At 72.0% G+C, this 21,316-nt stretch carries 19 protein-coding genes; 16 read left to right on the forward strand and 3 right to left on the reverse strand.

Going from position 1 to position 21,316, the window contains the following annotated elements; translation table 11 throughout:
- Positions 1 to 60: 60 nt before the first annotated feature.
- Both A6V29_RS07755 and A6V29_RS07760 read right to left on the reverse strand, forming a co-directional pair.
- A complete protein-coding gene (locus A6V29_RS07755; RefSeq protein ID WP_137159774.1) occupies positions 61 to 3,288 on the reverse strand; it encodes a UvrD-helicase domain-containing protein in 3,228 nt (1,075 codons plus the stop codon).
- A complete protein-coding gene (locus tag A6V29_RS07760) occupies positions 3,285 to 6,377 on the reverse strand; it encodes a PD-(D/E)XK nuclease family protein (protein ID WP_137159775.1) in 3,093 nt (1,030 codons plus the stop codon). The genes A6V29_RS07755 and A6V29_RS07760 overlap by 4 nt, the downstream gene beginning before the upstream one ends.
- Before the next feature lie 292 nt (positions 6,378 to 6,669).
- Between A6V29_RS07760 and A6V29_RS07765 the strand changes: the two genes are divergently transcribed.
- From A6V29_RS07765 to A6V29_RS07820, 14 genes are all read left to right on the forward strand, one after another.
- Positions 6,670 to 7,971 carry a 3'-5' exonuclease gene (locus A6V29_RS07765; RefSeq protein ID WP_137159776.1) on the forward strand — a complete coding sequence of 434 codons (1,302 nt, stop codon included), beginning with the start codon at positions 6,670 to 6,672 and terminating at the stop codon, positions 7,969 to 7,971.
- Positions 7,968 to 9,620 carry a nuclease-related domain-containing DEAD/DEAH box helicase gene (locus tag A6V29_RS07770; RefSeq protein ID WP_137159777.1) on the forward strand — a complete coding sequence of 551 codons (1,653 nt, stop codon included), beginning with the start codon at positions 7,968 to 7,970 and terminating at the stop codon, positions 9,618 to 9,620. Before A6V29_RS07765 ends, A6V29_RS07770 begins: the two co-directional genes overlap by 4 nt.
- A gap of 80 nt (positions 9,621 to 9,700) precedes the next feature.
- Positions 9,701 to 10,318 carry an 8-oxoguanine DNA glycosylase OGG fold protein gene (locus A6V29_RS07775; RefSeq protein ID WP_349642943.1) on the forward strand — a complete coding sequence of 206 codons (618 nt, stop codon included), beginning with the start codon at positions 9,701 to 9,703 and terminating at the stop codon, positions 10,316 to 10,318.
- On the forward strand, positions 10,315 to 11,253 hold the full coding sequence (locus A6V29_RS07780) for a PGN_0703 family putative restriction endonuclease (protein WP_137159779.1): 939 nt from the start codon (positions 10,315 to 10,317) through the stop codon (positions 11,251 to 11,253). The genes A6V29_RS07775 and A6V29_RS07780 overlap by 4 nt, the downstream gene beginning before the upstream one ends.
- Complete coding sequence (locus A6V29_RS22145) at positions 11,250 to 11,714, forward strand: DUF7669 domain-containing protein (RefSeq protein WP_502700079.1); 465 nt, start codon at positions 11,250 to 11,252, stop codon at positions 11,712 to 11,714. The genes A6V29_RS07780 and A6V29_RS22145 overlap by 4 nt, the downstream gene beginning before the upstream one ends.
- Complete coding sequence (locus tag A6V29_RS07785) at positions 11,600 to 12,553, forward strand: DUF6884 domain-containing protein (RefSeq protein ID WP_349642942.1); 954 nt, start codon at positions 11,600 to 11,602, stop codon at positions 12,551 to 12,553. Before A6V29_RS22145 ends, A6V29_RS07785 begins: the two co-directional genes overlap by 115 nt.
- A complete protein-coding gene (locus tag A6V29_RS07790; protein ID WP_137159781.1) occupies positions 12,550 to 13,257 on the forward strand; it encodes a type II secretion system protein GspK in 708 nt (235 codons plus the stop codon). The genes A6V29_RS07785 and A6V29_RS07790 overlap by 4 nt, the downstream gene beginning before the upstream one ends.
- Before the next feature lie 290 nt (positions 13,258 to 13,547).
- Positions 13,548 to 13,784, forward strand: a complete 237-nt coding sequence (locus tag A6V29_RS07795) for a PASTA domain-containing protein (protein ID WP_137159782.1) — start codon at positions 13,548 to 13,550, stop codon at positions 13,782 to 13,784.
- Positions 13,785 to 14,148: 364 nt separating this feature from the next.
- Positions 14,149 to 14,544 (forward strand): hypothetical protein, encoded by a 396-nt coding sequence (locus A6V29_RS20715; protein WP_170977747.1) that lies wholly within the window; start codon positions 14,149 to 14,151, stop codon positions 14,542 to 14,544.
- Positions 14,544 to 14,849, forward strand: a complete 306-nt coding sequence (locus tag A6V29_RS20720; RefSeq protein WP_249933100.1) for a DUF4253 domain-containing protein — start codon at positions 14,544 to 14,546, stop codon at positions 14,847 to 14,849. Before A6V29_RS20715 ends, A6V29_RS20720 begins: the two co-directional genes overlap by 1 nt.
- Before the next feature lie 81 nt (positions 14,850 to 14,930).
- Positions 14,931 to 15,206, forward strand: coding sequence for a type II toxin-antitoxin system Phd/YefM family antitoxin (locus A6V29_RS07805; RefSeq protein ID WP_137159784.1), 276 nt, complete (start codon positions 14,931 to 14,933; stop codon positions 15,204 to 15,206).
- Positions 15,203 to 15,466, forward strand: coding sequence for a type II toxin-antitoxin system RelE family toxin (locus A6V29_RS07810; protein ID WP_137159785.1), 264 nt, complete (start codon positions 15,203 to 15,205; stop codon positions 15,464 to 15,466). Before A6V29_RS07805 ends, A6V29_RS07810 begins: the two co-directional genes overlap by 4 nt.
- 203 nt (positions 15,467 to 15,669) lie before the next feature.
- Positions 15,670 to 17,322: a CocE/NonD family hydrolase gene (locus A6V29_RS07815; protein ID WP_137159786.1), complete on the forward strand. Its 1,653-nt coding sequence runs from the start codon at positions 15,670 to 15,672 to the stop codon at positions 17,320 to 17,322.
- A gap of 210 nt (positions 17,323 to 17,532) precedes the next feature.
- Positions 17,533 to 17,835 (forward strand): DUF3303 domain-containing protein, encoded by a 303-nt coding sequence (locus tag A6V29_RS07820; protein ID WP_137159787.1) that lies wholly within the window; start codon positions 17,533 to 17,535, stop codon positions 17,833 to 17,835.
- 46 nt (positions 17,836 to 17,881) lie between these two features.
- Here A6V29_RS07820 and A6V29_RS07825 read toward each other — a convergent pair whose 3' ends face one another.
- Complete coding sequence (locus A6V29_RS07825) at positions 17,882 to 18,592, reverse strand: hypothetical protein (RefSeq protein WP_137159788.1); 711 nt, start codon at positions 18,590 to 18,592, stop codon at positions 17,882 to 17,884.
- Between the two features lie 178 nt (positions 18,593 to 18,770).
- Between A6V29_RS07825 and A6V29_RS07830 the strand changes: the two genes are divergently transcribed.
- Together A6V29_RS07830 and A6V29_RS07835 are read left to right on the forward strand one after the other, a co-directional pair.
- Positions 18,771 to 20,636 carry a sensor histidine kinase gene (locus A6V29_RS07830; RefSeq protein ID WP_137159789.1) on the forward strand — a complete coding sequence of 622 codons (1,866 nt, stop codon included), beginning with the start codon at positions 18,771 to 18,773 and terminating at the stop codon, positions 20,634 to 20,636.
- Entirely contained in the window at positions 20,633 to 21,286 is a 654-nt protein-coding gene (locus A6V29_RS07835; protein ID WP_137159790.1) for a response regulator, read from the forward strand. Before A6V29_RS07830 ends, A6V29_RS07835 begins: the two co-directional genes overlap by 4 nt.
- The last annotated feature ends 30 nt before the right edge of the window (positions 21,287 to 21,316 follow it).

Genomic DNA, 21,316 nt, shown 5'->3' on the forward strand with positions numbered 1-21,316 from the left:
CAAGCTATTGGCCGACGAGTCCTGGGCGGCTCACGGCACGCCACGTATCGCCTGGCGGCATCACATCGTGGACGAGACGGCTCGCTCCGGGTGCAGGAAGAGGAGCACCGGGACCGCGTCGTCGCCTGTCGCCGATGTGATGCCGTCGACGTACGCGCGAACCTGCGGGGCGTAGTGCTGAGTACGCGCGGCCACCGCTTCAGCCGGGATGGCGTCCGTCTTGTAGTCGACGATGACCAGCGATCCGTCGTCCTCGCGGTAGACCAGGTCGACGTAGCCCTCCAGCACGGTGCCGTCGTCCTGCACCGTGCCCATGTACATCTCGCGCCAGTGGGGCCGGGTTGCAGCTCGCTGCACCGTCTCGGATGCAAGGGCCGACCGCACGAGATCGGTGACGAGGTCGGCAGCGCCCTCGACCCCTTCGGCGACGCACTGGGCGGTTACAGCCTCTTCTAGGCCGGCGCCGGTAGCGAGGTCGACCGACTGGAGCACCCCGTGCACGGCGCGGCCGATCGCGGTCCCGTACCGACCCTTGGTCCACGCCGGCAACTCGATGTTCAGCGCACCTTTCGCGCCGCCGGCCGTCTCCTCCGAACCCTCAAGCACCACGGAAGGCTCTGTGCCCTCCAACCCCGAAGCCGAGACCGCGGAAGGCTGTCGGCTGGCAGCGCGGACGGACTCCATCGCGGCGCTCCATTCCTCGAAATCCTGCGGGCTCGCCGCCTGCGGGGTCGGGACGGGGGAGAAGGCCCCCGCCGGCGAATCGATGACTGACCACCTCTCCGCAGCCTCCGTCCCGTGACCGTCCTCCGCTAGCAGCTTGGCGCTCGTCACGGTCTTCGATGCCGCCGAGCGGTGCAGCGACACCACGAGGTGGTCCCTGGCCCGCGTCGCCGCGACGTATAGCAGGCGGCGCCGCTCGCGATCGTCCATCTGCTCGTCGATGGGTGCGGCCGCCTCGAAGTCACCGGTCGTGACGCCCTGCTTCAGCGATACGGCGTAGCCGCCCTCGCGGGTCCACAGCACGCGCACCCCGTTGGGTCTGCGCGGCGCCGCGGTCATGCCGCTCATCACCACGATGGGGAACTCCAGGCCCTTGGCGGCGTGCACCGTCATGATGCGCACTGCCTCGGTGTCGGTTTCCGGCAGTGCTGCCTCGACAACCCGGGATGTCTCCTCGCCCTGCTGAGCCGCCCAGGCCAGGTAGGCCCGCAGGCCGCCGTGCTCCGACTCCGACCAGGCGCGTGCCTGATCCACCACGAAGCGCAGCCGGCGCCAGTGATCACGGGCGCGCGGACCCGTGGCGGCGACCTCCAGCATCCGCCGGTCCGCGACGATCGCGGCGAGCACCTCGCTGGGTGCCATCCACCGCGCGGCGTAGTGCAGACGCTGCAGGTAGGCGAGCGAACGGCCGACCGGGTGCTCGGCTGGCTTGTCGTCCAGCGGGGCGATGACGTTGAGCGCTCCGCCAGCCCGCTTCCAGGTCCACAGGTCGTCGTCCCCGCAACCGAACAACGGCGACCGCAAGGCGGTGACCAGCGACAGCTGGTCGCTCGGGTCGGCGACTGCGCGCGCTGCGGCCAGCAAGTCCCGGACCTCCTGCGCCTCGTAGACGAGGGAGCTCGACTCGGCCCGGTACGGGATGCCTGCACGGTCGAGCGCATCCTCGAGAAAGGGAAGGGACGTGCGTGCCGGCACGAGGATCGCCACGTCATCCAGTCGCGCGGCCCGCCACGCGCCGTCTACCTGAACCCGCCACTGCTCATCGATGGCTCGGCGGATCACTCCGGCGACGTCGGCTGCCTCGCGCTCGCGCAGCTCGGCCGCCTTGGGCTTGTCCAGGTGTGCCTCGGCCCCGAGCACGACCACGGGCGGCGACCCAGGCTCCGGTGGCCGGTGCGGGGAAAGAGCCTGAAACGCGGGCTGCCGGTCTTCCTCGAAGGTGATCAGCCGGCCGAACACGTCGTTGACCCAGGAGACGATCGGGTCGACGGTGCGGAAGTTCGTCGTCAGGCTCACGGGCTCTCCGATGACCTGCTGCGAGCGCAGGTAAATCGCGATGTCGGCCCGACGGAAGCGGTAGATCGACTGCTTCGGATCACCCACGACGAACAGCGATCCCGGTGGCACGTCGACGTCCTCCCAGCGCTCCGCGCTGGCCGCGGCGCCGCCCGCGATGCGGACAGCGAGTTCGATTTGGATCGGGTCGGTGTCCTGGAACTCGTCCAGCAGCAGCCGCTGGTAACGCTCCTGGAGCGCTGCCCGCACCAAAGCGCCGTTCTCTCCGCGGAGCAGTTCGCGGGCGAGTACGAGCAAGTCGTGGAACTCGAGCCGACCAGCGGCCCGTCGCTCTTCCGCCGCCTCGAGGACCCGTGCCGCGATCCACCGGCTCAGCGCGCGCAGGGTCGGCTCGAGCACGGCCTTGACCGCGTCGGCGGCCTGCTCCTTCACCTGCAGGCAGTCTTCCTTGAGGGCGTCGAGAACCGCCTTCCCGCCCCAGTTGCCTCCCTGCCCGTAGCTGAACTTCAGGTTGGCTGCCGTCCGAAGCACCTCGAGTTGCTGACCGGGGTCACCTGCGGCGGCGAGCGCGTCAGCCCAGGCGCCGAACTTCTCCAAGTAGGGGAGGAACTTGTCGTCGGAGGACGTGCACTCGTCGGCGCGCGCGACCAGCTCCGTGGTGCGCTGCACCAAATCGTCGATCCCCCGCAGCTCCGCGCGGCCGAGTTCCTCGCCGGTGAGCACCCGGTCGGCTACGAGGTCCCAGTCGGCGGTGAAGAGTTTGGCCAGCGAGCGCAGATGCTTCAGCTCGACGCCGGCAGCCATGGCGAGCAGCAGCGGCTCGGCGATCTCGTCGTCGTCGAGCAACTGTCGTCGCTGCTCGGCCCAGCGCTCCTCGAAGGCGACGGCGGAGCTGAGCTCGTCCGCGACCTCGATGAGCGGCGGAAGCCCCGCTTCGATCGGGTGCTCGGCGAGGATGCGCTGGGCGAACGAGTGCAGCGTGCCGATCGCGGCGCCGTCCAGGTCGTCGAGCGCCTCCTGGGCGCGTTCGCCTTCCTCCTTCTCCAGTGCCTCGCGCAGGCGGTCGCGGAGTTCGGCGCCAGCCTTCTCGGTGAACGTCACCGCGGCGATGCACCGCAGCGGGACGCCGTCTACGATCACCAGTTGTCGGATCCGGTCGACCAGGCTCTTGGTCTTGCCCGACCCGGCGCCGGCCTCGACGAACAGGGTTGCGTCGGTGTCCTCGGTGATCCGCCGCCGCGCCTTGGCGTCGACAAGGCTCGTGCTCATGCAGCACCTCCGTCGGTGTCGGGCAGCGGCTCGATGAGGGCGACCACGTCGGCAAGCCGCGGGTCGGACTTCTTCTGCTCCCAGCGGCGGCGCGCCTCCGCGTGGCCGATGCCGTCTGGATTGCAGTAGGCGCACTGGACGTAGGCGAAATCCGGGTCGACCGGAGACCGGGCCGGGAACAGCCCGCGGCGGATGCCGGTGATGATCGTCTGGAGCGTCTCGGCGTAGGTGCGCTCGACGGCCTCCGTCAGCGGTACCTCGATGCGCCCCTTGTCGCGTCGGACGAACCAGTACGCGGCCTCGACTTCGGCCTCTGGGTCATAGGCGGCCCGCGCCGCGTGCGCATAGACGGGCAGCTGGAGCTTGGTCCCACCTGCGACAGGGTTGGCCTCGTCCAGCTCCTGGAAGTCGCGGGCGCTCCCGCTCTTGATGTCGGTGACGTACAGGCGGCCGTCGACGTCCCGGTCCACCTTGTCTGCGGCCCCCCGCATCAGCACCGTGCCGCCGTCAGGTATCGGGATGGCCACGGGCTCTGCGCCCCGCATGCCGAAGGCCAGCTCGCTGGCGATGACGGCAGCCCGGTGCTCGGCACGCCACTCGTCGTCCGCGATCAGCATGGCCCGCAGGTCGGCCTTGATGCGGCTCAGCGTCTGCTCCCACAGCCGGGGGTGGCCGGTGCGGCCCTCGGCGGCGAAGCGGTCGGCTTCCTCCTGCGCAATCGCGGCCAACCGTTGCTGCTGCGCCTCGGTCCACGGCTCCCCGTAGTCGGGGAGCCGGCCGGCGAACTCGCGCACGAGCCGGTCGAAGCTGTTGTGCATCAACGTCCCGATGTCGGCCGGGCTGATGGTGATCACGTCTTCGGGCAGCTCGATGGGTGCCACCCCGAGCAGCCGCTCGATGAAGTACGCGTGCGGGCACCGGGCGTACTTCTCGAGTGCGGTGGGGGAGATGACCGCAGTCCCGTCCGCGTGGTCGGGCAGGTCATCCACACCGGTGAGGTCGCCGTCATACCGGGTGAACTGAGAGCTGGCGCGCGCCCGCAGCAGTGCGTGCGCCGCCTCGGCCACCGGGTCGGGGGGAGCCGTTCGGGCGTGCGCGGCCTGGGTGCGCCACTCCTGTTCGCTGGCAGGGCGCGGTGTGGTGACCAGCGAGCCGGCGAACGAGGCGGAGGTGAGCATCCAGTCGGTCGGCTGGGCATCCCACTTGGTCGCCGAGAGATCTGGGCGCCCGGAAAGGGCCTTCATCGTCGGCAGCAGCCAGCGGCTGGGCAGGTGCTGGCTCTTCGTCCGTAGGTCGCCGCGCGGGAACGATGCCAGGACATCCGGTGCGGCGGCGAAGGCGGCCAGGAGGTGCCGGTGCTTTTCGTCGAGCCGCTCCCGGTACCCGACGAGTTGGCCTCCAGCCGCCTCGCGAGCACGTTCAGGCAGCAGCGGGTCCTCGCGCAGCCGTCCGGGGAACGTCGCTTCTGCGAGACCGAGCACGAAGACGGCGTCGGCCTCGAGACCGATGGCCGCGGACACGGGGGCGACGAGGACGCCGTCCCCGAATCGTCCGACGCGCGGAAGGGCCGCCTCCAGCTGGCTGGCGACCGTCTCGTGCAGCTCCGTCAAGCCGGCGCGGGCGCCGTCGAAGGAATCAAGGACGGCGACGCCGCGCAGTGCCTGCTCGACGGCCACGGCGGCGTACTGCTCCTCAGGCGGGAGCGCTGTGAGCTCCTCGGCCTGCCCGATGAGCTGGTGCATGAGTTGGAGAGCCCAGTCGCTGAGCTCCCGCCAGCTGGTGAGCCCGCGCGCCGCGGCCAGCCGCTCGCGGAGGTCGGCGACGAAGCTCCTCAGTCGCTCGGCGTTGATGATGCTCGCGTTCAGCCGCGCGACGACGCCGGGGCGCACGTCGTCTCGGGCCTCCTCGTCGGCGAGCCGGTCGCGCTCCTCCTGGAGGAAGACGGTCAGCCGTTTGTCCCAGTCCGGCCCGGAGACAACGCCCGCCGAACGGGACAGCCGTTCCCACCGGGCCACGGGCACGCGCTCACCGTCGCGCGCCCGCATGGGCGCGGTGGCGAGGACGCGGAAGAGGTCACCGCGCGGCACGTCGCGTTCCGGCCCTGTGCCCGCCAGGTCGAGCAGCCCGAGGATCGCGCGGGCGACAGCGCGCTCATGGATGGGGCGGGTGCCCGGGCCGTTGATCGTGATGCCCGCCGCGCCGAGGTGCTCGTGCAGAAGGCGGGCGTACGGGTTCTGGGCTGAGTAGAGGACGACCACTCGGTGGGCGGGGTGCCGGGTCAGCGCCTCGACGACCTCGCGTACGACGCAGCGCACCTCGTCGTCGGCGTCCGAGGCGGTGAGGACCCGGGTGGCCGTAGGGGGACGAGTCGGGGCCGCGGGTGCCGACGCTCCGATGCGGCTCAGCGAGCGGTGCACCGCCGCGTCCGCCTTCGGCTGGCCGGTCAGACCGACGACGTGGACGGTGGAGTCCGCCCCGAGTGCCGCGACGAACGCGGACTCTGCCTGGGTCAAGGACTGCGGGAGGTACAGGACGACGGTGCCGATCTCCGCGGCCTTCTCTGGATGCCTGCGGCAGATCTCTGCCGCCACGTGCAGCAGATCGGTCTGGTCGTACCAACCTGCCGAGAGCTCGGCGACGACCGAGCGGTGGAGGCGCACCAGGTCGCCGCCAAGAGGCTGGACGGCGCCGAGTGCGTCCAGGGCAGCGGCATCCATGTCACGGAGCTCCCGGCCGGCCCGGACCAGCGCCTGCACGGTCGCCGGGTGGTCCTTGACGGAGTGGAAAATCCCGGCGTCCTTCTCCAACGCCGAGCGCCACGCGGCGGCGACCACCGGCCCCGTTGCGGGCCGGCGGTCGTGCAACGAGGGGGCGGCGAGTTGCTCCGCGAGCCGGGCGATGGTCGTCGGGTACAGGGCGGCCACCCCGTGGTGACCGTCGCCCAAGCCGCGGGCGAGAAAGCGTCGCGCCACGATGCCGGCGATGTTGCTCGGCACGAGCACTGTCACCGGCGCCAGTGGATCGCCCTGCTTGGCCTCGCGCACGACGTCGCGAAGCTCCTCGAGCGCCTCCCGCCCGTAACCAGCCATGCCCACCCCCGTGACTCGGACCGGGTCGGACCGTAACAGCGAGGTGTGACACTTCTCGTGCCCCAGCTCACAAATGCGCTCGACGGCCCGGCGTGATCAACGGCGGTGCCTGAAGGCTGAGACCCGGTTCGAGCGTTGCCCCGGCGCGTGAGGACAAGTTGCGTCCTGGGACGGTTGGGGCGGATGCGGGAGGCGTTGGGCTCGGAACCCCGGATATGTCGGCCGGCTGTGGCAGCGTCCGCCGGGCGCCCCCGTTCCGGCGCACCGAGTCCGCAAGTGTGGAGGACGCCCCGTGACAGTTGCCGTCATCGACGTCGAAACAACAGGGCTGTCCCCGCGCACGGACCGCGTCGTCGAGGTGGGCGTGGTGCTTCTCGACGCCCGGGGTGACGTCGAGGCGGAGTTCGAGACGTTGATCAACCCCGGTCGCGACGTTGGGCCAACGGGGCTGCACGGGATCGCCGCCTCCGACGTCGTCGACGCGCCGCCTTTCTCCGAGGTCGCGCCGCATCTGCGCTCACTCTTGGCCGGCCGGGTCGTTGTCGCCCACAACGCCCTGTTCGACCTGCGCTTCCTCGCCCGCGAGTTCGCGCGGTCCGGGTTGCGCTTCGACCTGTTCCCGTCCCTGTGCACCATGCGGCTGGCGCCGTCGTTCTTCGGTTCGGGCACGCGCTCGTTGCAGGCGCTGTGCGGCTTTCTCGACATCCCGCTCGAGCGGGGGCACGCGGCGCTGTACGACGCCCGCGCCACTGCGGAACTGATGCTGTCCATGCTGGCCTCCGACCTCGGCCAGGGTTCCCTGGCAGGAGCCGGCGTCCGTGTCGAGTTTGGTGACGACGGGAGCTACCTTGGCTTCGAGGCCCTCGACGGCGGATGGGCCGATCTCGTCGCGGCCGCCGCCGCCCACGCCGACGACACCCCGGTTGCCCCGTGCCGCAGCCTGCCCCGCGACGCCGCCACTGCGGCGGTGCGCGAGCGTGACGGTTACCTCGGCGGACTCGTCGCCGCGTTGCCGCCGCTGGACGACGCGCCGCCGAGCATGGCTCCCTACCTCACCGTGCTGGATCAGGTTCTCGAGGACCGGTTGGTCAGCGTCACGGAAGCCGATCAACTGATGGCTCTCGCTGAAGAGCTGGGGTGCGGGGGCGACCACGTCTTCGCGGCGCACCGCATCTACCTGGAGGCGCTCGCCACCGCCGCACATGCCGACGGTGTTGTCACCGATGACGAGCGGGCCGACCTCGACCGGGTCGCGGTGCTGCTCGGCATGAGCAGCCGCGACGTCGACCTGGCGCTGTCCGTGGTGCGCAGCGGGGCGCAGGTCTCGCTGCCCCGGCGGGCGGACGTCTTCACGTCCGGAGACAAGGTCGTCTTCACCGGTGCGATGAGCCGCAGCCGGGCCGACCTGGAGCAGGCGGCCCGCGACGCCGGTCTGATTCCGAGCTCGTCGGTCTCGAAGCAGACCGCCGTCCTGGTCTGCGCGGATCCGCACTCTCAGTCGGGCAAGGCCGCCAAGGCCCGCGCACTCGGCGTGCGGGTCATCAGCGAGGCCGTCTTCTGGGAGTCACTTCCGGTCGTAGGCGCACCGGCGTGACGGCGCGCCTCTTCCCGGACGACCCGCGGTTCGGATCCGCCGCCGAGGCGCTCTTCGTCGAGGAGGTGCGCGAGCAGCTGCCGGACGACGTCGTCCTCATCTGCAACCTCCGCTTCAGCGACGGCAGGGAGGACAGGGAAGCGGACCTGATCGTTGCGTGGCCTGGCGTCGGTGTCGCCGTCGTCGAGGTCAAGGGCGGCAGTGTGTCGCTGGACCGAGGGGAGTGGCGGCAGCGCCAGGAGGGCGTCGACCGCGTCATCCACCCGGTCGACCAGGCGGTGGCTTGCAAGTACCTGCTCTGCGACTACTTGGCCAAGCACTCCCGGTGGTCCGGCGGGCGTCCACGCACCGCCCACCTCGTCGCCGCGCCGGCGACGACTCTGCCTGCTGACTTCGTCGCGCCCGGCCTCGCCCGCTGGATGGCACTCGACGTCACCGACGTGCCGCATGCCGCCGCGCGCATCCGGGCGGCGTTGGAGAAGGTCCGCGACGAGCCGGACCCGCCCACCACCGAGGATGTGGAAGAGCTGGTCGACTGCCTGGCGGGGACCGCGATCCCGCAGCAGCACCTCCTGGCCGAACTGGCCGAGCGCGAAGCCGCCTGCGACTTGCTCACCCGAGACCAGGCCAAGGTGCTCGATCTGCTTGGCGAGTACTCCCGCGTGGAGATCCGCGGCGGGGCAGGTTCGGGCAAGACCTGGCTGGCGGTGGAGAAGGCCCGACGGCTCGCGGCGGAAGGGCAGCGGGTCGCGCTCATGTGCTACTCGCGCGGCCTCGCCGAGTTCCTGAAGCGCCGCGTCGAGAAGCTGCCCAAGCGGCAGCGGCCGGCCTACGTCGGCACCTTTCACTACCTCGGCATCGACTGGGGAGTGCCCGCCGGCTCCGACGACGACAGCCGCTATTGGGAGGAGTTCTTGCCCGCCGAGATGGTGAAGCTGGCCGGCGCGCTTCCGGAGGAGCAGCGGTTCGACGCCATCGTCATCGACGAGGGGCAGGACTTCGCGCAGAGCTGGTGGGACGCCGTCGTAGCGGCGCTGCGCGACCCCGAGCGCGGATGCATCTACGTCTTCTCGGACGAAGGGCAGCGCATCTTCGCGCGCCAGGGGCGGCCGACCGTCGACCTCATGCCGATCTCGCTCAACGAGAACCTGCGCAACACCAAGCAGATCGCCGGCACGTTCTCCAGCCTCGCTCCGCAGCAGATGCGGATCCGCGGCTCCTCGGGCGTGCCGGTGCGCTTCGTCCAGTGCTCGCCTGACGAGGCGGTCGATGCTGCCGACGGTGTCGCCGAGGAACTGCTCGACGAGGGCTGGCCACCGGAGGCTCTGGCGTTGCTGACTACGCACCGCCGGCACCCCGTGCAGGTGGAGCGGCAGGCCGAGGGCCAGGACGCGTACTGGGCGACGTATTGGGACAACGACGACCTCTTCTACGGGCATGTGCTCGGGTTCAAGGGGCTCGAGCGGCCGGCCGTCGTCCTGGCGGTCAACGGGTTCCGCGACGAGGCGCGGGCCCGGGAGATGTTGTACGTCGGGTTGTCCCGCGCACGCGACCTGCTCGTCGTCTGTGGTGACCTCGATTTGATCCGACGAGTCGGCGGCGAGGCGGTCGCCCGTCGGCTGACCGCGGGAACTGGAGAGAAAACGTGACCCGCTCGACCACTGATTTGCCCCTTCCGGAGTGGCTCGCAGCCAAGGCCCGAGGCGCATCCGCGGGCGACGTCCTGGGGATGGGTGTGCGGGTGAACCGCGACTGGTGGGTGGCCGCGCTCGGCGACACGCCCTTCGCCGACGAGGTGTTCGAGACCGACGACGGGAGGCTTCGCCGGACGCAGCTCTTCCGGCTCGGAGAGCGGGCCACCGAGTCGCCGGAGGACGCCCGACGGCTGCTGTGGGCAAGCGTGGCGTGGGGGACTGGCCGTCGCCACCGACTGAACCGGGCCCGCCTCAGGTCGGTGCTCGGTCGGCAGGACGACGTCTCGGCGGCGCTGCAGCAGGCCGCCGAAGTCAGCCGCACCGACTCACGGGCCGCGTACCGGCTGATGCGGCCGGGCCGGAACACGGTGCGGTACCTCGGGCCACCGTTCTTCACGAAGTTCCTGTACTTCGCCGGCGGGGGCAGCCCCGCACACCCCTGTCTGGTCCTCGACTCACTGGTGGCCAAGGCGTTACGGCAGGACTGCGGTTGGAATGGGCTGACCGGCCGGTACGTCTGGTCTGCAGACGAATACGCGGCCTACTGCGACCTGCTGACGAGGTGGGCCGACGAGTTGAACGAGGACGGGGGCGACCCGGTGCGTCCAGACCAACTGGAGTACGCCATGTTCGACCATGGGAGGCATTCGTGACGGACCCCGACATCACCTTCGTCGCCTCGGACAACCCGGTCACCCGGCGGGAGCGGCGTCGACAGTCGGCGTACCGGGAGGAGGTGCTGCGGCTGCCGGCCGGCACCGACGCCCGCGGCCGCACGTTCGGCAACTACCTGCCGGCAGGCGATCGTCGAAGCAACTTCCTCAGCGACGAGGCCGCGACGTACGCGGCGGCGCGCGCGGATGTTGTCCGGAACGAGGGCGGCCAACTCGAACAGAACCGGCTGTTCACCAACATGCTGAGCTCGATGCCGCTGGCTTTCAACGTCTTCGGTCACCTTCGCGCTCACCCCGGTGCGGCGCTCGTCCTGCTGTCCAACCTGTCGGGGAGCACCCTTACCGAGCTGGAGACCGTCGTGGTCGGCTCGCGGACCATCGCGGGGATCGAGTGCGAATGGGCTCCGACCCGGCGCGACCACCTCGACGACGGCACGGCCTTCGATGCCGTCGCGGCGGCACGGCAGGCGAACGGCCGACGATTGCTCATCGCGGTCGAGGTCAAGTACATCGACTCGTTCAGTCGAGACCCGGAGAACGCCGAGAAGGACGCCAAGTACCGGAGAATCTGCGAGCGCTTCGGGCTGGCTCCGACCGCCTTCGAAGCGCTCCAAGGGCCGGCCACGCGCCAGCTGCTGCGCAACGTCCTGCTCACCGAGAGCGTGCGACGGGGTGGTGCGGACGCGGCCGAGCCGCTGTTCGATGACGCGGTCACCCTTGTGCTGGCGCGGGACGATGACCCAGCGGCGCGCGGTGCCGTGGATGCGGTGCGGCGCCAACGAGGCGACCTGCAGACCGACGTGGCCTTCGTCGGGCACGGTGAACTCGCCGATGCAGCGGATGCGGTGGAAGCTCTCGTCCCGTGGTCGGCCCGGTTCCGCCGCCGCTATGTCCCACCGGAAGCCCGGCAGTGACGACCTCCGAGCTCACGATCTGGCAGCTCGTCGCCGAGGCGGCTAGAACGCTGCCCGAGCCGTTCAGCCGTCAGGCCTTGATCAGCTGGATCAGCAAGCGGCGCACGGACGTCGAGCTGTCGTCGATCAGCACGCACATCGCCTACGCCGTGGCGGAGACGCCTAACCGCGACCGGCACCCCCTCGGTTCGCGAGAGCCGCTGCTCGAGCGCGTCGACCGAGGCCTCTACCGGCGCTACCGCGGGGGAAGCGCTGCCTCCCCCTCCCGGCCGGCACACGTTCCCGCGGGAACGTCGAGCATCCCGTCTGTCCGCCGGCAGGGCACGGCGCACGTCCTCCTGGTCGGGTGCTCCCGCACCAAGGCGTCCGTCGCCGCCCCGGCCAAGGACCTGTTCCAGGGACCTGGATTCCGACGGGCTCGCCGTACGCGGAGGCGTGCGGTGCGCCGTGGTTCGTGCTGACTGCCAAGTACGGCCTGCTCGCCCCGGATGACGTCGTCGGCCCCTACGACGTCTATCTCACCGATCAGTCAGGGCAGTACCGGGCTGCCTGGGGGGAGTGGGTGGTCGCCCAGCTCGCCGAACGGAGGCTTCTCGCCGGTGTCACCGTCGAGGTGCACGCCAGCGAGGCCTACACCGCTCCGCTGCGCGAGCCACTGCGCCGCCTCGGCGCGACGCTGCACGAGCCGCTCGCCGGCTTGCGGCAGGGCGAACGCCTGGCCTGGTACGGCGCCGCACCCGAGCCGGATGAGGACGACGTCCCTGACGTCGCACCGCTCCTCGACGCGAGCAACAGCGTCCCGCCGGCCCAGTTCCTGGCCGACGGGCGCACCGCCGCTGCCCGACCAGGTCTCTACAGCTGGTGGGTCGACCAGGCCGGTGCGCACGACCTGTCCGCGGGCCTCGGTCATCGGGTCACTCCGGGCCTTGTCTACGCGGGTCGCGCGGGTGGCGTGCGCCCCAACGGCGAGGCGTCGGCCAACACGCTGTGGGGCCGCATCGGCGAGATGCACCTGGGCGGCAACCGGCAGTTCTCCACCTTCCGCCTGACGCTTGCCGCTGCTCTCTCCGAGTCACACGAAGCCCCGGTCGACGAGGCTTCAGTCACCGCTTGGATGCACCGGCATCTGCGCGTTGCTGTCTTGCCACTGCCACCGGAAGCGGTGGCCGCCGGGGAGGCAGCACTACTGCGCCTCGCCGACCCGCCGCTCAATCTCCGCGACGTGCCTGCGACGGAGCTGCGCCGCAGCCTCAGCCGTCGCCGCTCCGCTCTGAACGCTGCATCGAGAGGAACCGCATGACCCCGCCACCCTTGCCGGCCCGGGTGCCGTCCAGCCCCACGGCAGGCCAGCGCTTCCAGGCGGGCGGCTGGTACTACGTGCTCACGATCGCCACCGCCGGCCTCCTGGCAGCGGTGCCGTTCTGGCACGCGGCCAGCCGGCTGCGTCGTCGCGACGTCCGGACGCTCGCGCTCGCCTACACGGCGGCCGACATCTACCTGATCGTCCTGCTGTCGCTCACCCCGCCGCAGCAGCCGGACGGGACGTCAGGAAACGAGACCCTGAGCACCATCGGCGGACTGAGCGCCGTGTTCGTGATCGTCGTCGCCTGCATCCAGCTGCGCTCCTTGCGTCGTCAGGTGTACGGCGGGGCTGGCGTCGTGCCGGTCCACGACGACCCGGTCGTCGCCCGCGCCTTGGCCGGACGAGCTCGACGGGAGGAGAGCCGGCAGCTGCTCGCCCGCGAACCGGGTCTGCAGCGGGAGCTGGGTATCGGCCGGCCCGACCTGCGGAGGGGGTATGACGACGGCGGCTTGATCGACGTCAACACTGCCCCGGCCGAGGTGATCGCGCGCGTGACCGACATCGACCCCGCCCATGCGGAGGCCATCGTGGCGGCGCGCACCGCGCGCGGCGGCACCTGGTTCAACATCGGTGAACTGCTCGTCGACGTGCCGCTGCCGCCATATGCGCAGGAGCAGCTACGCGAGCGGGCGATCTTCTGATGAGCGGCCCCTCGTACCGCCCCGGCGGGGGAGCGTCGGCGCGGCACTCGCAGCCGTGGTGGCTCGTCGTCGGTGGCCTGGCCGTGATCGGACTCGGTGGCGCGGCGGTGGGTGGGTTCAGCGACCAACCGGCGTCGTCCTCGCCCGCAGCGGCCTCGTCGTCGCCAGAGACGAGAGCGGTCACCGAGGCGCCGTCGACGACCTCCAGTCGTCCCGTGCCCACGACCACGTCGTCGGCAGCTCCGACCGTTCCGCCGACGACAGCTCCGCCCACGACGACGGCGACCGGTGTGGACTTCGTGATGCCGAACCTGGTCGGCTCGGACCTGCAGTCGGCGCAGGACGCGGTGCAGGAGCTCGACGTGTTCTACAGCGTGTCGCACGACCTGCTGGGCAGCCGGAACCAGGTGATCGACTCGAACTGGATCGTCTGCGACCAGAACGTCGCTCCCGGCCAGCGCGTCACTGGCGACGTCGAAGGGCAGATCGACTTCGGCGTGGTCAAGCGCGAAGAGCGCTGCCCGTAGGAAGCGGTCCTCGATCCTGCTGACGCGTCGGTCGCGTCCGGCCTGGTAGGAACAGGAGTCCGGCGGACGTGCACCGATGCTGGATGGAGGACGACGACCCGGGCCGGCTCTGGCTGCGGGGGCGGTGAACCTGACCAGCAGGTGTGACATCCGTGAGCTGTGGAAACCCGGATCGCGGGCGCGTTCGTCCTGCCAGGGTGGCTCGATGCTGACCGACTCCCCCCTCCTGCCACGCCGACCGCAGCGGTCCGAGCAGCCGGGCCGCATGCCGCCCGCCGGCCCGCTCCGGCTCGGGTCGATCGCCTTCCCCGCTGGACGGGCAGTGATCCCACGCGAGACGGCCGGCGTACCGCAGCAGTCGGTCGTGTGGATCACGGACGACGAGATCCCCGCGCCGGGTCAGGCGTGGGCCGCCCTCGCCGCGCAATTCCCGTCCACGGGGCTCTGGCCGCTGCTGCTCTCCGGCCTGTACGACGGTTCCGGGCGGCCGTGGTCCAGCGGAGAGCTGGAGCCGGTCTCCGAAGCGGCGATCGGCGAGCTCGATGCCGAAGCAGTCCTCCAGGACGGTTGGTCCGGGTGGCTGGTGCCGATCCGCAACCCGTGGCCACCCGGCACCGGACCGCTGGCACCGTTCAATCCCGCCTTCCCGGACTGGCCCCGGCACAGCTGCCGTCGCAAGCGGACCTGGCCGCCGAGACATCCGGCAGCGCTCGGCTCGGGCTCGTGGCCTGCCGGCGACCCGTCGACGCCGTCGGTCTGATGGGCTGGTGCGGGGCGATCAACTACCGGCGGCCGGCCGAGGTCTCGGTCGTGCTTCGGTCCTGGGAGGACCGGCTCGGCGTCATCCCAGTCGCGCTGGGCTTCGCTTCGCTCACGTTGCTCGTCACCTGTCCGCCCACGAGCCAGGACGACGCCCTGCACGTCGCGGCCGAGGTCGCCGCGCTCTGCCCGGACGCGCTGTGGCAGCCCGAGTCGCTGCCGCCGTACGTGGAACGCCCCTGCACCCTCGAGGCGCTGGCCGCCGACCTCGTCAAACAGCCAATCTGGCGGTTGTGGTGGGACTGACCGGTGAGCCCCCGCGCCAACAGGCGTCCACGCGGCGCCGCTGCACGGCCGCGAGAGAGGCGCGAAATGTACATTCGGTACATGTCCGAGCCGGTTGAGAAGAGCATCTCCGACGCGCGCCGCGAGCTGCCGGCCGTCATTGATGCAGCTCGCCGCACTCACGAGCCGGTCTGGATCAGCCGCCACGGGAGGCGCATCGCAGCGATCATCGACGCCGAGCAACTCGAGCGTCTGCAGGCCCTGGCGGAGGACATGGCGGACGTGCTCGACGCGGAGGCGGCACGCGCCGAGATGCGCAAGACGGCTGAGGAGCCCGTGCCCTGGGAGCAGGTCAAGGCGGACCTCGGGCTGACGTGAGGTACGCCGTCCGGCTCGCACCTGCTGCAGTTCGTCAGCTCCGCAGCCTCGATCCAGCCGGACGTCGCCGCGTCCAGGCCGCCATCGATCTGCTGGCGAATGACCCGCGGCCGCCGTCTGCGCGTCGGCTCGTCGGCGGCGCGGGGGAGTGGCGGGTCCGCACGGGGGACTTCCGCATCATCTACGAGATCCACGACGCGGAGCTCGTCGTCCTCGTCGTCAAGGTCGGGCACCGGAGGGACGTCTACGAGCGGCGTTGACTCGTTGTCCGGTCACGCGTAGGAGCGGCCGGATCGCGAGTCGCTCGAGCGCCTCCGCGCAGCGGGGGTCGTTCGTCCACGAGGCGATCCAGGAGCTCCCGCCCAAGCAGGGTCCTGACTAGGGTCGGGCGGCACCGACGTCGTCCACACCTGGAGGTTTCGTGCCGTCCGCCGACCGCTCGCAGCCGCCGAGCGGAAAGCCGATGACACGCGCCTCCCGGCTCGCCGCGGAAGCCATCCGCCGCCGCTGGGGCCTACCGCCCGCGACCACGCAGGTCAGCGCTCTACGCGACGTCGACGTCCCCATGCGCGACGGCGCCGTCCTGAAGGCCGACGTCTACCTGCCCGACACCGGTCAGCAGCACCCCACCGTCCTGCTCCGTTCCCCGTACCGGCGCAGCGGCGCGTTCGCCGCCCTGTTCGCGCTGCCCTACGCCCGCCGCGGCTACGCCGTGGTGCTGCAGAGCGTCCGCGGCACGTTCGGCTCCGAGGGCGAGTTCACTCCCGTCGTCAACGAGGCGCGCGACGGTCAGGACACCGTCACCTGGCTGCGCGACCAAACGTGGTTCGACGGCCGGCTGGCCACGCTCGGCCCCAGCTATCTCGGCTACACCCAGTGGGCGCTCGCCCTCGATCCGCCGCCCGAGCTGCAGGCGATGGTCGTCCACATCGGCCCGCACGACCTCGCCGCGGCCGGCCTGCTCGACGGCGCCTTCCAGCTGCAGAACGTCGCCACCTGGACCGAGCTCGTCGCCCACCAGGAGCTGCTCGGCCCGGTCCGCGGCGCCACCCGCATGTTCACCGCCGAGCGACGGCTGTCTCCGCACCTGCACGAGCTCCCGGTGAGCGGCCTGCCCGAGCGGCTCGGTGGCAATCCTGTGCCGTGGTTCGACGAGTGGCTCGAGCACGTCGAGCTCTCGGACCCCTACTGGGAGCGTTACCGCGCCACCGACGCCGTCCACTCGAGCACCGTGCCCACCCTGCTGGTCAGCGGCTGGCAGGACTGGTTCGTCGAGCAGACGCTCTACCAGTACGCGGCCCTGCGTGACCGTGGCGTCGACGTCGCGCTCACCATGGGCCCCTGGACGCACCTGGGCATCGACCCCAAGGTGACCACCGGCGAGAGCCTGGCCTGGCTCGCCACCCACCTGCCGGTTGACGGCGGTGCGCCGCCGCGCGAGCGCGCCGACCGCGTCCGCATCTACGTCACCGGCGTCGAGAAGTGGCGGTGGCTGCCCGACTGGCCACCGGCCGAGCGCACCGACCGCACCTGGTTCCTCGCCCCGGGCGGCTGCCTGGCCGACGAACCCGAGCCCGACGGCGGGACGACGAACTTCCGCTACGACCCCATGAACCCGACCCCGTCGGTCGGCGGGCGGGTGCTGAGCTTCCGCGCCGGCCGTCGCGACAACCGCCGGCTGGAGCTGCGCGACGACGTCCGCACCTTCACCACCGCGCCGCTCGAGGAGCCCGTCGAGCTCCTCGGCGGCGCGCGCATCACGCTCTGCCTGGCCTCCGACAACCCCTACGCCGATGTCTTCCTGCGGCTGTGCGACGTCGACAACCGCGGCCGCTCCATCAACGTCACCGACCGGCTGGTCCGGCTCGACCCGGCCGACGGCGAGACGGCGACGACGGGGGAGCGCCGCATCGAGGCGACGCTGCCCGACACCGCGCACCGGTTCCTCGCCGGCCACCGCATCCGGCTGCAGGTCTCCGGCGGCGCGCACCCGCGCTACGCCCGCAACCTCGGCACCGGCGAGCCGCCCGGCCACGCCACGCGCGGCGTTCCGACGAACCACGTCATCGGGCACTCCGCGGCGTCGCCGTCGGCGATCACCCTGCCGGTCTGCTGAGCTGCCGAACCCTCGGTCACGGCCGCTCACTCGCGGCAGAGGATCGCCGGACGACGGCCGGCCGCCCGCCTCCCGCAGGACCCGCAGGACCCGCAGCCTTCTCCGCCCCGCCGCCCGCTGCCAGCGTGATCGGGCTCGACGCCACGGCACACACTCCGGTTCGACGAGCTCCCCGGCCGCGGCGCGAGCCCGACGAGTTGGAGGAGAGCCGTGAAGTTCCTTCTCGCATGGAAGAACCGTTCCGCCGGCTCCGCCGAGGAGAGCCTGGCAGCGGCCAAGCGGTCGCTCGAGCTCTTCAGCAAGTGGCAGCCGAGCACGACCGTGCACCAGTTCGTCCTGACCGCGGACGCGGAGGGTGGCTACGCCATCGGTGAGACCGACGACGCCGCCGCGATCGCCCGCGACTGCGCCATCTTCACCCCGTTCCTCCAGTTCGAGGTGATCCCCGTGGTCGACGTCCAGGAGGGGGTGGCGATCCTCCAGCAGGGGATCGACTTCAACGAGAGCAACTGACGGCGGAGTGCCGCCCTCGACCGCACCTGCGGTCGAGGGCGGGTTCTCAGCGGCCGGCGGGAACCGGCTCGACCGGGGCACCGACCTCCGCCGGAGCAGCAGTCCGCACCGCGGCCGCGGCGGCCGGCGCGAAGCCGGCGATCAACGCCACCATCCAGAGCCCGGTGCTCCACGGCGTCGAGCCGACGACCAGGAACACCAGGGTGCCGGCCAGGACCGAGCCCATCGCCCACGTCGGGATCACCCGTGCCCGCCGCAGCCCGACCGCCTGGGGCACGGCAGCCAGCCAGCCCACGAGGAACGGGACGAAGAGCGCCAGGGTGAACGGCTGCTCCTCCAGGGCCATCATCAGCTCACCGGTCCACGGCTGGCCGGCGAACTCCGCGGCCGCCAGGTTGGTGGCGTAGTAGCCCTGCAGGTGCACCATGTGGCCGAGCACGCCCAGGGTCCCGAGCACCGCACCCGCCCACGCCCACCGCGGTGAGCCGCCCACCGACAGCCGCCAGATGGTCACCAGCGCGGGCACCAGCAGCAGCGCCCCCGCATAGGTCAGCGCCCCGGCCGCGGTGTACGCCCCCGACGCGGCCGCGACCTGCTCGAGGTACTCCGCGGCCTGCTCGGCCCCGTACTCGCCCTCCACCATCCTGGCGGACGCCGACGTGTCGACCTCCGCCATGCGCAGCTGATCGCCCAGCCCGATCAGCAGCGGCGCCGAGACGATGCTGCCCGCGCCGAACCACGTCGCCTTCCGTCCCATGACGGCCTCCCTCGTCCTGGCCCGGCGGGCGGTCCGCCGGTGCAGCACGAAGGCTGTCCGCGGCGGCGCACGTCGCGCGTCCGCCACGAAGCACCGACCTGCTTCGCGGATCGGTGGACCCACGGGTCCGACCGCAGGGGGATCCCAGGAGCCGGGCGCACGCCCTACGGTTCCCGGCGTGGGCCGGATCCGGGGCTGGGGCGCAGAGATCGCGATCGCGCTCGCCTGCGGGATCTGGGCGGTCGGGTTCCTGGCTGACCCGGTGCAGGCGCTCGTCCTCGGGCCCGCGACGGCAGCGACCGTCGTCCCGTTCCGTCGCCGGCCACTGGTCGCCGGGCTGGCGCTGATCGTTCTCCAGGGGATCGCCTGGGCGGTGGATCTTCCACCGGACAGCGTGGCGCTGCTCCCGCCGCTGCTCGTGGTCGTCTTCGCCCTCCGTCGGTACGACGCCGGCCGGTGGGGCCTCGCCCTGCTGCCCGCGATCGTGGCGACGGTCGTCGTCCGCGAGCCGGGCCTCCCGGACCTGCTCTTCGTCGGAGTCGTCGTCGGCGGCACGGCCGCGTTCGGCGCGGCGATCCGCCGGCGGGAGCAGGAGGCGCGCACCGCCCAGGACGCCGCCGCAGAGCTCGGCGCTCGGGACCCGGCCGAGCTCGCCGCGCGCGTGGTCGCGGAGGAGCGCTCCCGGCTGGCCGGCGAGACGCTCGACGTCGTCCGCCAGGCGGTCCGGACGATGCGCGGGCACGCGGCTGCCGCCGAGCAGTCCCTCTCCGTCGCGGATCTGGAGGCCGTCGGCAGCGAGGGACGGCGGGCGGTCGGCGAGTTGCGGCGGCTGCTCGGCCTGCTGCGTGAGGTGCCCGAGCCGCGGTCGCCGGAGGAACCGCCCCCGACGCCCACCAGGGCCCGCTGGGTGGACGTCGGCACCGCGCTGGCGCTGGCCGCCCTGGCCGCGGGCGAGGCGCTCACGCTGACCGAGGCCGGAGAGATCCCGGAGACCGGCGTCCTCGGGGTGCTGCTCGTGGCGGTGATCGGTGGCTCTGTGGCACTGCGCCGGGTGGACGCCGGCCTCGCCTGCCTGCTCGCCGCGCTCGCCCCGGTGGTGTCGCTGGCCGAGGGGTTCCCGCTGCCCGCCGGCATGGCCACCATGGTGGCGTGGGCGCTGCTGTCCTGGTCCGCCGGCACGGACGGCCGCCCGCGGACCCTCGCCGCGCTGGCCGTGCTGGCCGCGACCACCAGCGCTGAGGCTTACCGGTTCACGCCGGGCAACGTGCCCATCACCGTGGCGACGTTCGCCGTGCCCGCCGTCGCCGGGTTGCTGTGGATCTCCCGCGACCGGGTCGGCCGGGCGGCCGAGGCCGCCGCCACCACTCTCGAGGCCGCCCAGCGGTCGGCGTCCGAGCAGGCGGTCCGGGCGGAGCGGCAGCGGCTCGCGCGCGAACTGCACGACGTGGTCAGCCACGCGATCTCGGTCATGGTCGTCCAGGCCGGGGCGGCGCTCGCCCTGCGCGGCAGCGACCCCGACCGGGCGCGGCAGGCGGTCCGGGCGGTGACGGACGCCGGCGCCCGGACGCTGGCCGAGCTCGACGTGCTCTTCGGCCTGCTCGACGCGGGAGCCGCCGGCGTGGCCGGCCATGCCCTGCCCGCCCGGCCGCCGACCCTCGGTCGGGCACTGGGGGAGCTCGCCGCCCGTATCGAGGGCGCCGGCGTCACCGTGCGGTTGCGCGTCCCGGACGACCTGCGCACCGACGACGACGTCGCGGAGACGATCCACCGCATCGCGCAGGAGACGCTCACCAACGCCGTCCGGTACGCGCCGGGCAGCTGCGTGGAGGTGACGGTCGGCCGCGACGGCGACCGGCTCACGATCACCGTGGCCGACGACGGCCCACGCACCCCGCCGCTCGCGCCGCCGTCGTCCGGCTTCGGGCTGGTCGGGCTGAGCGAGCGGGTGCGGGCGCTCGGCGGCGACCTCGTGGCCGCACCGCAGCCGGACGCCGGGTTCCGGGTGACGGCGACCCTGCCGGCGCCGGTCGGGACGCGGCGATGATCCGGCTGGTGGTCGCCGACGACCAGGACCTCGTGCGCGGCGGGCTCGCCGCGATCCTCGCCGCCGAACCGGACATCGACGTGGTGGGGGAGGCGGCCTCCGGTGCCGAAGCGGTGCGGGAGGTCGTCGCCCGCGAGGCCGACGTCGTCCTCATGGACGTCGAGATGCCCGGCAGCGACGGCATCGCCGCGACCGAGGCGGTGCTCGCGGCCCGGCCGCAGTGCCGGGTGCTGGTGCTGACCACGTTCGACCTCGACGAGTACGTCGCCGGCGCGCTCCGCGCCGGGGCCAGCGGATTCCTGCTGAAGACCACCGCTCCGGCGGAGCTGGCCGCCGCGATCCGTGCCTGCGTCGGAGGCGAGCTGCTGTTCTCCCCGACGGTGACCCGCCGCCTGGTCGAGGCCTACCTCAGCGGACCGGCCGCGCGCACCGGCTCCGCCGACCGGCTGCGGTCGCTCACCGACCGGGAGACCGACGTACTGACCGCCATGGCGCAGGGCCTCAACAACGCCGAGATCGCGGCGCGGCTGTACCTCGGGGAGGCGACGGTGAAGACGCACGTCACCCGGATCCTGGCCAAGCTCGGCGTCCGGGACCGGGTGCAGGCCGTCGTGCTCGCCTACCAGTGCGGGCTTCCGCCGGCGCCCTGACGGGACCCGGACCTCACACCCGCCGAAGTC

Origin of the sequence: Blastococcus sp. CCUG 61487, assembly GCF_005222955.1 — a bacterium.
Taxonomy (GTDB): Bacteria; Actinomycetota; Actinomycetes; order Mycobacteriales; family Geodermatophilaceae; genus Blastococcus.